Genomic DNA, 12,195 nt, shown 5'->3' on the forward strand with positions numbered 1-12,195 from the left:
TATTCAATCTAGTTTAACTGGAACTATCCTTCTGCTCCTGACGTCAACGAGGCCCTTGTCAGTCAAACCGAGTTCGGGGACCGTAGGTAGCGAGATGAATGAAAGCGTCATGAATGGCGCATTAAGTTTGCAACCCAGCTGTCTAGCAGCTTGATTTAACTTTTCCAGCTTACGAGTCACTATCTCTGGTGAATGCATGCTCATCAGCCCGGCCACGGGGAGTTCAAGCTTTTCCAAAATTTTACCTTGGTTAACTGCCACTAAACCGCCCCCCATCCGCTTGATCTCGTTGACTGCCCTAGCCATGTCGGCCTCGCTAGCACCAACCACAACGATATTATGGTGATCATGTGCAACCGAAGAAGCAATAGCTCCTTCTTTAAGTTCAAATCCCTTCACAAAAGCCGTAGCAATGTTTCCTGTTCTCTTATGTCTTTCCACACAGGCTATTTTCAAAATATCATTAGCAGTATTAACAATTACCTTGCCTTCTCTGACGGCTAACTCGGTCTTAATTTCCTTGTTTATTATCTGGCCCTCTATAATCTGAATTACTCTAACCGCTTGAACCTCCTTGCTGCTGTTTATTTCGAAATCAGCCGGCATCACATCTCGCTTTATCTTAATGGTGTTGGTGCTCCAAGCAGGCCATCTATATTCACGCAGTCCAACAAGCAATTTTCCCTTTTTCGCTACAATTTTTCCGTTTGCAATGACGATTTCTGGTTTGAACTTTTCCAAATCTCTAACCAAGATAACATCGGCAAATCTTCCGGGCGCTATGCTTCCAACATCGTCATCGAGTCTGAAATGCTCAGCACAGTTAATTGTGGCGAGTTGTATCGCCTTAATCGGATCCAGACCAAGGCTAATCGCTTTTCTTACATTGTAATCTATGTGTCCCTCTTTGACAATATCGTTCGGATGCTTATCATCCGTACAGAAGAAAAAGTTACGCGGATCTTGGCCACTTTTTATAATTAATTTTATTAGCTCCTCCAAATTTCTCTCGCTGGAGCCCTCTCGAATCATCACTTTCATGCCAACCCTGATTCTCTCTAGAGCTTCTTCAGCCGTTACGCACTCGTGGTCGTCTCCAATGCCTGCTGAAGCATAAGCATTAAGCTCTGCACCGCTAAGACCGGCCGCATGTCCTACTCTCACCTTCCATGACTTCTTGGTAGCTATAACCTTCAGAAGATATTCGTCCTGCGGCGGGATAACCTTTGATGGATCTAACTCTCCTAGTCCGACGACGGTCCCCCACCTTATCATTCGAACGACTTCTCTGACTCCTAAAACCGCTCCAGTGGTTTCCAAGCCCGGAGCCGTTGGAACTCTCGAGGAAATCTGCACATAGGTTTTCAGCGGCGACCCCCATGCATCCTCCAGCAGGGAATTGATGCCGCGAAGACCAAGAACGTTAGCTATCTCCATTGGGTCAATGAAAACTGTAGTTGTCCCGCAAGGAAGAATGATCTTTGACAACTGGGTAGGAGTCAACAGTGTTGAATCAAGATGCACGTGCCCATCAAGCAACCCAGGAACTGCATAATATTGGCTACAGTCCAAAACTTTCTTGGCTTTTCCTGAGGACTTGTCAATAGAAGCAATTCTGCCTGCCGCTATGCTTATATCGGTTCTAGAGATCTCGCCTGTAAAAACATTGAGCAAATTGCAGTTACTAAGTATCAAGTCGGCTGGCAGTTCTTTTAATGCTGTTTTGATAATCCTTTTATACACTGAAAGCTCTTTTGTGTTGCGTCCCACATTACTCCCTTTTACTACTTGAAACTCCTCTTGTTTTTACAGAATCCACTTGTGATACCTTGGCGCTGGTGATCCAAACAGATATTCTTCAACATTGGGTCCGTATGTTGATAGGTTCTTTTCGTCTCCATTTATCTTCACGGCACGCTGAGTAAACTGGTAATCCCTTCCTTTGATGGCAACCACCCTACCATCAACCATCACCAGTGCCGGGGCACAGACATCTCCGTGTTTCAAAGCATCCAAGAAGTCTTTAGCCGCTGAACCATGTGGTTTATCGGTAATCACTATATCCGCCTCTCTTCCTACCTCAATTATCCCTCGGTTCATGTCGACAAACTTACCGAAGTGTCTGGCCGCATTACCAGTCGCCATGGCAACTACTTGCTCCGGCGCAACATTAGTCATGGACGCCACTTGAGCCATTAACACCCAGAGAGAGCCCCACTGAAGTCCCAAACCCACGGCCTGGTCGGAACCCATCACCACCCTGTCCAGCTGTCCTTTTTCCCTTGCATATTCCACTATCTTCAGAGCCAACCTAGTGTTCGATTGGGCACTTAACTCAAGTGCTGTGTCTCGCCGAGTCTTGTCAATTATCTCCTTTATCTCATCCCAAGATAACGGAGTTGAACCACCGCTTAGGTGCGCCACCTTGTCTGGGTCTATCTTTATGATCTTCTCTGGTGACATGTGAGAAGAGCCAGGTATTGAACACGGTGAAGCATGGGCAGAAACATGCCAGCCAAACTCCCGTGCCCATTTTATATACTGTAACACATCTTCCGGCTCTGAAAGACCCCCGCCTCCGATCTCAGCTATCAACCTTACTCCGGCATCGGTCATCTCCTTGAAATCTTGCTTGGTCAATCCTCTTACCAGAATCAGTGCCCCGCCGACAACCTTCAGCGCACTGCCAGGCATCCAACGCTTATATATCGTCGCCTCTGTTATCGTATTGGCTTTTGTAGCAACCGGATCATCATAATATCTCCCAAGTCCCCAAGCATGTAAGCCCTCTGATATTAAGGTGGTTATCCCGCAGTAGGCCAAGTTCTCCATCCAGTTCATTGCCTGACATATCGCGGAGTAATCGTGGAAGGTGATGTGGGCGTGCGTTTCGATTAACCCAGGGATTACCATCATTCCGTTGGCATCAATCACCGTCTCAGCTTCGCTATCCTTGATAGTCCTTTCGTCACCAATTTTTTTAATCAGACCCTCTTTAACCAAAATTTTTGATTTGTTTAAGGTTGGTTTGTTGATGTCACCTGTAACAATCAATCCGATGTTCTTTATTACGGCATCCCCTTTTTCGTGTTTGAGGGGAAATGGTTCCCTCTTAATTTTAGTCAAAAATACACCTCCAGAGCAAATTTTCGGCTTCTATTATATAAATTTTTATTAACTGAACGACCGACTCCAAAATCACCGTTTTGAGGATTGAATCGGAAAAATAAAATTAAAACTTAAGCACTTGCGCTTGAAATTACCTTTTCCTTTATTTCTCTTAAAACACTGCAAAGCGCATCAGACAAGATTTCGAAAATCAACTCCCCCTTATCTCTACTGGCCTTGGTGGGGTCTCCAACGGCTCCAGTCTGAGACATTTCCTCGAAATTCCACGAAAATGAAAAAAGATGGTGCGGTTTTTCGATCAGAAGATGTTTATAGCCTGAACTCTCGGTAAATTTACATGGATAGGACTCGGCTATTCTTTCTTTGTTCACCAGATCTGGACGCAGGACCATCATCTGAGAAGTTTCGGCCTCGCAGGCATGGAAGATCCCCGCTTCACCGCTTTCTCTGACTCCAGTCTTTAAATCATCTTGAATATCCGTCTGCCACCAATCGAAAACCGCCACAAAGGTATTGGTTTCCCTAGCGATATCAGAGGTTAAAGCACCCAACAGCTGAACGTGGCCCCCATGGGCGTTCACAAAGACCAATTTTTTAAACCCCATTTTGGCAAGAGATGCGCAAATGTCCTTAACTAGGTAAATAAATGTAATGGGCTCCAAAGAAATAGTCCCGACCCAATTTTTGCTCTCAGTTGACTTGCCAAAAGGAACTAGCGGAGCGACCACAACCGGAAACTCCTTTGAAATTTTCTCTGCGGCCATTTTAGAAACTTCAACAGCAATGTAGTTATCGGTAAAGATGGGTAAGTGATCACCGTGTTGCTCCACCGTGCCGATTGGGATCAAAACTATATCGCATTTTTTTATAATCTCCTTTATTTCTGAAACGTTCATTTCTTCAAGAAGATATTTCACTTCTACCACATTAGAACTTTCCAAAATTTCCTTAAAAGACTTCTCAAACCAAACCTATTTCAAAGTAAATCGACAAACAAAAAAGAAAATAAACAACCTTTAGAGAGTTGTCGGCACAGTTAATTTTCCTGACAGTATGTCCTCTCTCGCCTTTGCCACCATGTCTTTAGCTCTTTGTGGAATCTCGGTGTCAAAGTTATAAAATGGAGCCATCTCCATACCTTTGCCTAACTCAATAGAATATTTGCCCTTTCCATAGTTTCCAGTATAGATGTCATTAATCATAGAAAATAGGATATCGCTGTAGTCATAGACGTTGCTGGTCAACACGTATCCCGGCGCCAATACTGATTGATCTACTGGATAACCTATGTAGAAAACTTCCTTACCAGCATCCCTAGCTGCTTTCACCGCTTGAATGACGCCGAGACTCGTCCCGTCGCCTTGGCAGTAGATAACATCAACGCCTTTTGCCATCAATGACTCTGCCGCCACTCTCCCTCCCTCAGGGTCAGCCCAGCCGCCTACATAAATGTGATCAAAAGTTATCGAAGAATCGTACGCCTGTGCTCCTGCCTTGAACCCCGCTTCACCCAAGACGATGTGCAGTGTTTCCATTCCAGAGATGACACCAACTTTTTTAGTGCGCGACATTGAGCCACCGATTATCCCCAGAAGATAAGCAGTTTTATGGGGAAACTCGTCGATCACATCTACTTTCCCAGAAATTGCATCAGCCGCCTTTCCTTCGTTTATCAAGAAATACACTCCTTGCGAAGTCCCTGAAGCCACCGCTAGAATAGCCTCACGATACTGGAATCCCCACGCCCAGATCCAGTTATACCCAACCGAAACTAAATCTCTGGCTGCACCCTCAGCATCTCCCGGCTCTACCAGTTCAACAAATTTGTGGCTAGTTATTCGGATCGGTAAATCCATTGTCTCAAGTTTGTTCAGGGCCACAAGCGGAGCGTAGTCCCATCCATAGTCCGTCACTGTTCCAGGCAAAATCACTCCTACTTTCAACTCAGTAGGAACTCCTGCTGCAGGACCGGTAGGACCACCACCCATCATCAAAGCTACCGCTGCAACCACTACTACGATGACGATGACGGCAACGACGATCGCTACATTCTTACTCTTCATTTTTCCTACCTCCTTTTTAACAAACACCTACATTTGGTTGTGTTGTTAAATTAAATTGTATTTAAACCAATATTAACATTTTTGTGTTAAATTTACGCATTTGTGTCAAGAAAGGTTTAAAAGCGATTCAACCCTGCATTTCAGCTTCAAATTCCTCTTTATTTTTTGCACGGAGTCATCAATCGAAAAAATGGTAAAAATGCCTGCTAATCTCGCCTTCGACCTTTCCACCAGCCTTACCAAGGCCTCGATCGTCGCCCCTGTTCGGGCTATATCATCCACGATAAAAACTTGATCTCTGGGTTTTATCGAACCCTTAGGGATGTAAAAGGTTTTAAACAAGACTGGTGAAAAAACCGCCCTTTCTTCCAGAAATTCGATGCTTCCTATATCCCTCTCCTTTTTAGCCACTACTATTTTTGCTCCAAGTCCATTTCCTATTTGTACTGCCAAGGGAATCCCATCGGTGGCAGCAGTAAGCACCTTATCGATCTTGGCTAGTTCAAACTCGTGTATTATAAACCTCGCGATTAGATTCTGTAAGTTAACATCATAATTTACTTGAGTGAGAATGTAGGCGCCTCCCACCTCAGTGACTTTTGCCTTAATTATCTCTAATAAGTATTTTTCCTTGAAAAGGTCAATTATTTTCTCCGATTTTTCGGAATTTGGTAACATGTGGCCGTTGATGTATCTACTTAAGACGGTTGGCGGCAAATCGATCAACTTAGACAGCTGCGCGTAGGAATAATTGCTCTTTAACGCCCTCAGTATATCCACAGCCAAGATTCTTTTTCTAACTTCCGCTAAACTGCTCATGTCTTCCGCCAACTAAACAATTAGAGATGGTATTGTTTAAGTTTGATTGCTTCTTTCCAACCGACGATATCGTAAGCGCTTGGAGGTTCTGTCAGACCTTCGCCTAATTCCAAAGCAGGTTCAGATGGCGACACCTGATCAACTGACAACCAAGCAAAAGAGATAGGTCAAGAGCTGGGTGAAGGGGTTTTATTTCAATAACACCGGCACGACTTTTGTAAGCTTTATAATTATTATACTTAAGTGTAATGGGAAACTTATGAAAAGTATCCCTTACCTCTCATGGATCGCGCCAATAATTGCAATAATCGTTGGCTTTTTCATCGGCGCTGTTGTGATCGCCCTGAGCGGCCTAAATCCCATTGACGCTTATGCAAGGACTTTCTCGCAGTTTTTTAGCAGCTTGTTTAAAATTGGAGAGATCGTGGTCTTCGCCATACCGCTAATGATAATAGGTGCCGGATTAGTGCTTTCATTTGAAGCTAATTTCTGGAACATAGGAGCTGAAGGACAACTTTGGGTTGGTGGTCTTCTGGCAACTCTGATTGGACTTTATATAAACACTTCGGCGCCTATATACTTCATAACTATGGTGATTGCCGCTTTCTTAGGCGGCGTGGCTTGGGGACTGTTGCCAGTGATACTGAAAATAAAATATGGAACTAACGAAATTCTAACCAGCATGTTGTTGTGCCCAATTGCCATTTTATTAATTGATGCCCTCTTAACCGGTCCGCTAAAGGATCCAGTTTACCTATTCAACCAAACTCAGCTAATCGCGACCGAAGCTTGGCTGCCCGTTTTGATACCCGAAACCAGAATAACACTCGCTCTATTTTGGCCCTCGCCTGTGTAATTGTGGTACACCTCATTCTCCAACGTTGCTCCTTGGGCTATCAAATAAGGGCAGTTGGCCATGGACTTAAAGCCGCAAAAGCATCAGGAATAAACGTATCTAAGATACTTTTGCTCACCATGATTATAAGCTCCGGACTCAGCGGAGTCGCGGGATATACTTTGCTAACTTCAATTCACCATCGACTTCTGCGCGGTTTCTCGCCAGGAGGCGGCTTTCTTGGATTTTGGGGCTATGGCTACATGGCTATTGCGGTGGCACTACTAGCTAAGGGCAGACCACTGGCAACCATAGCCACGGCGGCAATCTTCGGATTTCTTGAGGCCTCTAGTTATTTGATGGAAGCCGCTGCAGGTGTCTCAAGATATATAATGATATTTGTTGAAGCGGTGATCCTAATAGCGATCGTCTGGCTTTATAGAATACGATAGGTGATAAAATGGTGCTCGATATTTTGGGATACATTTTATCCACAACATTGGACTACTCTACTCCAATCCTGATTGCTGCGATGGGAGAACTTATCGGTCAGCGTTCTGGTGTTCTAAACCTCGGTATTGAAGGGACTATGTTAATGGGTGCCTTCATGAGCTATTTCGCCTCAATATATCTGGGCAATCTATACCTTGGTGTGTTTGTAGGAATTTTAATCGGAATCGGACTAGGGATGATTATAGGTACCTCAAACATAGTGCTCGGCCGAAGCCAGATTGTCACGGGGATAGGAATGAATATGATGGGTATAGGCCTCTCAAGCTTCCTTTTTGTAAAAACCATCACTGATGTTTTTGGCAAGGTGCCTCCTGCAGGAACTATTCCTGCAATATTTTTCGGCGTCAGCCCCTTTACTTTTTTAGCCGTTGCTCTCGTTCCGACAATCTGGTTCTTTTTATACCGAACCACTGTTGGTCTCAAGGTCAGAGCAGTAGGTGAAAATCCTGAAGCTGCTGATGTCGCTGGCATTAGTGTGCTCAAAACTAGATTTTCTTGTCTGCTTTTTGCAACGGCTTTAGCAGGATTAGCGGGCAGCTCGCTAGCGATCGGGACAACAGGTTTATTCACCCATAACATGACGGCGGCGCGTGGTTTCATAGCTATTTCAGTCGTCATCCTTTCCAACTGGTCTCCACAAAAATGTTTGTTTGGTGCCCTTCTCTTCGGCCTCGTTTACTCAATTCAGGCAGTGTTCCAAGCCTACGGCGTTCCTGTGCCGTGGCAGGTGACGCTGACATTTCCATACATCGTGGCAATAATTGCTCTCTTAGTTGCCTCGCGCAGGGCTCAAGCCCCTGCAGCTTTGATGATCCCATTCTTGAGAAAGAGATGAAAATAAAGAAAGTTATAATTGAGTTTGCGCCGTCTTTAAAATTATGCAGTACATCATCGAAACCTTCGATCTTTGCAAATACTACACTAACGTCAAAGCAGTAGACAGGTTAAACCTTAAGATAAAGAAAGGAGAGATCTTCGGTTTACTCGGTCCCAACGGCGCCGGTAAAACCACCGCCATCTCAATGCTCTGCACAATACTTCCGCCCACCTCGGGGACGGCAACTGTAAACGGTTTTGACATCATTGAAGAGCCGGGGGAGGTCAGAAAATCGATAGGCATCGTCTTCCAGCAGCCGAGCGTTGATGATCTTCTCACTGGAAGGGAAAATCTCATGATGCACACCCTCCTGTTTAAGATGCCAAAGGAAATCAGGAAGAAAAGAATCGATGAGGTGCTCATGCTGGTCGACCTCGAAAAAAGAGCCGACGATCTGGTCAAGACCTACTCGGGAGGCATGCGCCGAAGACTGGAACTGGCGCGGGGCATGATGCATTACCCCACCGTGCTTTTTTTGGATGAACCTACGTTAGGCCTTGACCCGCAAACGAGGGAACACATTTGGAGATACATCTCAACTTTGGCAAGGAAAGAGAAGATGACAATACTGCTCACCACCCACTATATGGAAGAAGCGGAACTCCTCTGCGACCGTGTGGGCATCATCGACGCGGGGAAGATAATCGCCCTCGATGAGCCGGAAAAACTGAAATCCCGGCTGGGCGGCGACAAGATAATCATCAGGACAAAAAATCCGAAGCTCGCTGTGCTGAGAAAGCTCGACTGTGTAAAGGCCATTCACCGGCAGGGGGACATGCTCCAAATCGTGCTCAACAACCGTGAATGTGATCTGAAAAAGATTCTCCTCAACGCCGGTGATGTCAAAAGTGTGGAACTGAAGCCAACCACGCTCAACGATGTCTTCCTCCACTACACCGGCAAACAGATAAGGGAGAACGAGGCCGAGGGAGGATTCTGGCAGAGAATAATGAGCGAGCGGAGAACATGAGCGAGATCGAAGGAATCTACGCCGTCTGGCTGAGAGAGTTCAAGGTCTACATCAGGGAAAAGGAGCGAGTAATCTCATCGTTGATATCACCGATCCTGTGGCTGATCGCCTTCGGCACAGGACTGGGATCGGTTGTGACCATTGAGGGAGTGAACTACCGAACCTACATTTATCCAGGCATCCTTATCATGAGCGTGCTCTTCTCCTCGCTTTTCTACGGGGTCTATGTGATCTGGGACAGAAAACTAGATTTTCTAAAAGAGGTACTGGTGGCTCCCCTCTCGCGTGTCAGCATATTTGTGGGAAAAGTGCTGGGCGGCTGCACCACGGTAATGGTCCAGACAACGGCGCTGCTGGTAATTGGCTACTTCATCGGTCTTTATCTCACTCCGGATGTCTTCATAAAAGTATTCCTGCTCCTTTTTCTGCTCTCGGTCGCGCTGGTCAGCTTGGGTCTGAGCATCGGTGCCAACATGAGAAGTCCAGAAGGCTTCATGCTCGTGGCCAACTTCGTCATCTGGCCGCTGTTCTTCTTCAGTGGGGCTCTTTTCCCCCTAAGCAACCTGCCTCCATGGCTCTCAAGCATAACCTCCATAAACCCGGTGACTTATGGTGTCGATCTGGTGAGAGGAACCATCATCGGAATCCAGCATTTCCCCTATTTAGCCGACATCGTGATAATCTTAACCTTCTCGCTCGCCACTATCCTAGTCGGAACTTGGAGCTTCAAAAGGATGCACGATTGAAAATTAATGTTTTCAAAAAATTCAAACTCTTTTGAATATGATCGTGGACTTATCCCTATTTTTACGAATCTCATGCAGGCCCTCGCTCGCCAGTCTCGCCGCCTTTTCCGCGTTGGGCGCTGCCCCCACCCCGGCCTTCAATTCCAATCCCAGATCAGCCTTGACCTCGGCAAGAACATCGGATATCTCCGACACCTCAAGTCCATTCGACAGTGCCATGATGTTGTCGCCGCCCATGTAAAATACTAAGGCGTTGCGGCGGAGAAACAACTGTACTAAAGCCAAATATGCCCTTTGAAGCATAAAATGAGTATCGTAAATTGGCTCGCTATCCGTGATAAGCGTGGAATGGTTTATGTCCATGTGAGCGATCTGTACCCAGTCTTGGTCTGGATAGCTCACACAGCTTCCCACCAAGGCGCCTTTACGTTCGGCAGACTGGCTACTTCCCACACGCTGCAGACACAGCGTGGCTAGGACTTGGGCCTGATAGGGTGTTGTCGCGGCCCCCACACTCATGCTTACGGTTACCGGAAATTTGTTATTGATCACTTTCTGAATCTCCCGATGCTCTTCCATAGAGATGCCATTAGTCACGGCGAAGAGATTATCGAACCTGGTCGGGAAAACTAATCCGCCACGCGAGCCGAACTGACGCTCCAGCTCGGCAAAGAGCTCCGCCTGCAACACTTGAAGCTCAAATTCCCTTCTGGGCTCAGGCGTGACTGTCCATGGACCATAATTGTCTATCTGGATCAGGGTGAGCTGTATTTTCCTCATAACATCCTCTAATTTTATTGCCTGAAGTGTGTAAATAATGTTTCGAAAATATGTCAAATTCTTTCCGAAAAAAGGGACGAATAAAGAGCAAGGAAGGGAATAACATGAAGATTCCCTGTGTCCTAACTATAGCTGGCTCTGATTCCGGAGGCGGCGCCGGGATTCAAGCCGATATAAAGACAATGGCGGCGCTCGGCGTTCATGGGCTGTGTGCCATTACTGCCGTAACCGCTCAAAACACGCGCGGTGTTGCTGCCGTTATCGAGTTGCCACCGGAGTTCGTCGCCAAACAAATCGATGTTGTCATGGACGATTTTGATGTGAAATTTGCCAAGACTGGAATGCTAAGCAGCGGGGAGATTATCAGGGCTGTTTCAGACCGTGTTAAAAAATATCAACTAAGGGTAGTTGTTGATCCGATAATTATTTCCGCGAGCGGTTCGCCCCTCATGAGAGAGGGGGCCTTATCGGCAATTGGTGAATTACTCTCCTGCGCTGAACTAGTAACGCCAAACATTCACGAGGCTGAAAAGTTATCTGGATTAAGAATTAAATCGATTGGCGACATGAAACGCGCTGCCAAAAAAATTGCCGATCTCGGTCCACGAGCAGTCCTGATTAAAGGCGGGCATCTGGGGAGGGAAACTGTAACTGACGTTCTGTACCAAAATGGAGATTTCGAGGAGTTCAGCGGGCCTAGAATAACTAGAGAGACCACCCATGGCACAGGTTGCTCCTTATCCTCAGCAATTGCTGCCGAACTCGCCAAAGGCGCAACGCTGAGCGCCGCGGTCGGAAAGGCCCGGGAATTCATAACTCAGGCAATCAAAGGTCGGTTAAAGCTGGGCCATGGTGTCGTGCCGATCAACCAGATGGCGGGAATTCTGAGGGAGATTGAAACAGCGCGAGCTGTCACTGAAGTCTGGAAAGCCGCCCAGCTACTGGTGAAAAATCCGAAATTTGTAAAGTTGATCCCTGAAGTGGGGACAAACATTGTGATGGCATTACCTGGAGCAAAATCCAGATCTGATGTAGTCGGGCTTTCGGGGCGGATAGTGAGAACCAGTAGCGGGGCCGTGTTAACCGGATTTCCTGAGCTTGGAGGCTCAGAACATATGGCCAACGCTGTTCTGATTGCACACAGATTTGACTCCAGGATTCGCTCGGTGATGAACATCCGATTCTCTCCCGAGAACCTGCAAGCCTGCAGATCACTGGGACTAAGCATCTCTTCCTTCGACCGCGCCAGGGAACCAAAGGGAGTGAAAACCATGGAGTGGGGCACGGAACAGGCCATAAAAAAGATAGGCCGAGTTCCGCAAGTCATTTTTGACAAGGGCGGTCCGGGCAAAGAAGCCATGATCAGACTTCTAGGCGATGCTCCAGGCGAGATTGCTTCTCTGGCGTTGAAAATAGCAGAAAAAATTAACTAAGAGGAAAGCTTTTTTACCTATCCGCCAAAA

At 46.4% G+C, this 12,195-nt stretch carries 12 protein-coding genes; 6 read left to right on the forward strand and 6 right to left on the reverse strand.

Annotation, left to right across the window (positions count from 1 at the left end; translation table 11 throughout):
- Positions 1–3 precede the first annotated feature (3 nt).
- The 5 genes from ade to QXT02_RS01060 form a co-directional block, all read right to left on the reverse strand.
- Complete coding sequence (gene ade, locus QXT02_RS01040; RefSeq protein ID WP_342811466.1) at positions 4–1,770, reverse strand: adenine deaminase; 1,767 nt, start codon at positions 1,768–1,770, stop codon at positions 4–6.
- Positions 1,771–1,806: 36 nt separating this feature from the next.
- Complete coding sequence (locus QXT02_RS01045; RefSeq protein ID WP_342811467.1) at positions 1,807–3,126, reverse strand: amidohydrolase family protein; 1,320 nt, start codon at positions 3,124–3,126, stop codon at positions 1,807–1,809.
- Between the two features lie 113 nt (positions 3,127–3,239).
- Entirely contained in the window at positions 3,240–4,046 is an 807-nt protein-coding gene (locus QXT02_RS01050; protein WP_342811468.1) for a creatininase family protein, read from the reverse strand.
- Positions 4,047–4,145: 99 nt separating this feature from the next.
- Positions 4,146–5,192, reverse strand: coding sequence for a BMP family protein (locus QXT02_RS01055; RefSeq protein ID WP_342811469.1), 1,047 nt, complete (start codon positions 5,190–5,192; stop codon positions 4,146–4,148).
- Between the two features lie 105 nt (positions 5,193–5,297).
- Complete coding sequence (locus QXT02_RS01060; RefSeq protein ID WP_342811470.1) at positions 5,298–6,023, reverse strand: phosphoribosyltransferase family protein; 726 nt, start codon at positions 6,021–6,023, stop codon at positions 5,298–5,300.
- 247 nt (positions 6,024–6,270) lie between these two features.
- Between QXT02_RS01060 and QXT02_RS01065 the strand changes: the two genes are divergently transcribed.
- The 5 genes from QXT02_RS01065 to QXT02_RS01085 are packed head-to-tail and all read left to right on the forward strand — an operon-like array spanning position 6,271 to position 9,952.
- Positions 6,271–6,867, forward strand: a complete 597-nt coding sequence (locus tag QXT02_RS01065) for an ABC transporter permease subunit (protein WP_342811471.1) — start codon at positions 6,271–6,273, stop codon at positions 6,865–6,867.
- Positions 6,849–7,298, forward strand: coding sequence for an ABC transporter permease (locus QXT02_RS01070; RefSeq protein ID WP_342811472.1), 450 nt, complete (start codon positions 6,849–6,851; stop codon positions 7,296–7,298). The genes QXT02_RS01065 and QXT02_RS01070 overlap by 19 nt, the downstream gene beginning before the upstream one ends.
- Before the next feature lie 8 nt (positions 7,299–7,306).
- Positions 7,307–8,194 carry an ABC transporter permease gene (locus QXT02_RS01075; protein ID WP_342811473.1) on the forward strand — a complete coding sequence of 296 codons (888 nt, stop codon included), beginning with the start codon at positions 7,307–7,309 and terminating at the stop codon, positions 8,192–8,194.
- Positions 8,195–8,237: 43 nt separating this feature from the next.
- Positions 8,238–9,206: an ATP-binding cassette domain-containing protein gene (locus QXT02_RS01080; RefSeq protein WP_342811474.1), complete on the forward strand. Its 969-nt coding sequence runs from the start codon at positions 8,238–8,240 to the stop codon at positions 9,204–9,206.
- Positions 9,203–9,952 (forward strand): ABC transporter permease, encoded by a 750-nt coding sequence (locus QXT02_RS01085; protein WP_342811475.1) that lies wholly within the window; start codon positions 9,203–9,205, stop codon positions 9,950–9,952. Before QXT02_RS01080 ends, QXT02_RS01085 begins: the two co-directional genes overlap by 4 nt.
- A gap of 21 nt (positions 9,953–9,973) precedes the next feature.
- On the opposite strand, the gene QXT02_RS01090 is transcribed toward QXT02_RS01085, so the two are convergent.
- Positions 9,974–10,732, reverse strand: coding sequence for a GTP cyclohydrolase IIa (locus QXT02_RS01090; RefSeq protein WP_342811476.1), 759 nt, complete (start codon positions 10,730–10,732; stop codon positions 9,974–9,976).
- Between the two features lie 104 nt (positions 10,733–10,836).
- Here QXT02_RS01090 and thiD point away from each other — a divergent pair, with 104 nt between their 5' ends.
- Complete coding sequence (gene thiD, locus QXT02_RS01095; protein WP_342811477.1) at positions 10,837–12,165, forward strand: bifunctional hydroxymethylpyrimidine kinase/phosphomethylpyrimidine kinase; 1,329 nt, start codon at positions 10,837–10,839, stop codon at positions 12,163–12,165.
- Positions 12,166–12,195 lie beyond the last annotated feature (30 nt).

This window comes from Hadarchaeum sp. (SeqCode), from assembly GCF_038871235.1.
Taxonomy (GTDB): domain Archaea; phylum Hadarchaeota; class Hadarchaeia; order Hadarchaeales; family Hadarchaeaceae; genus Hadarchaeum.

Bases quoted from the DNA above. Each gene is read 5' to 3' on its own strand.
- QXT02_RS01055 (WP_342811469.1), bottom strand. From the start codon at position 5,192: ATGAAGAGTAAGAATGTAGCGATCGTCGTTGCCGTCATCGTCATCGTA.
- QXT02_RS01065 (WP_342811471.1), top strand. From the start codon at position 6,271: ATGAAAAGTATCCCTTACCTCTCATGGATCGCGCCAATAATTGCAATA.
- QXT02_RS01075 (WP_342811473.1), top strand. From the start codon at position 7,307: ATGGTGCTCGATATTTTGGGATACATTTTATCCACAACATTGGACTAC.
- QXT02_RS01090 (WP_342811476.1), bottom strand. From the start codon at position 10,732: ATGAGGAAAATACAGCTCACCCTGATCCAGATAGACAATTATGGTCCA.
- QXT02_RS01085 (WP_342811475.1), top strand. From the start codon at position 9,203: ATGAGCGAGATCGAAGGAATCTACGCCGTCTGGCTGAGAGAGTTCAAG.
- thiD (WP_342811477.1), top strand. From the start codon at position 10,837: ATGAAGATTCCCTGTGTCCTAACTATAGCTGGCTCTGATTCCGGAGGC.
- QXT02_RS01080 (WP_342811474.1), top strand. From the start codon at position 8,238: ATGCAGTACATCATCGAAACCTTCGATCTTTGCAAATACTACACTAAC.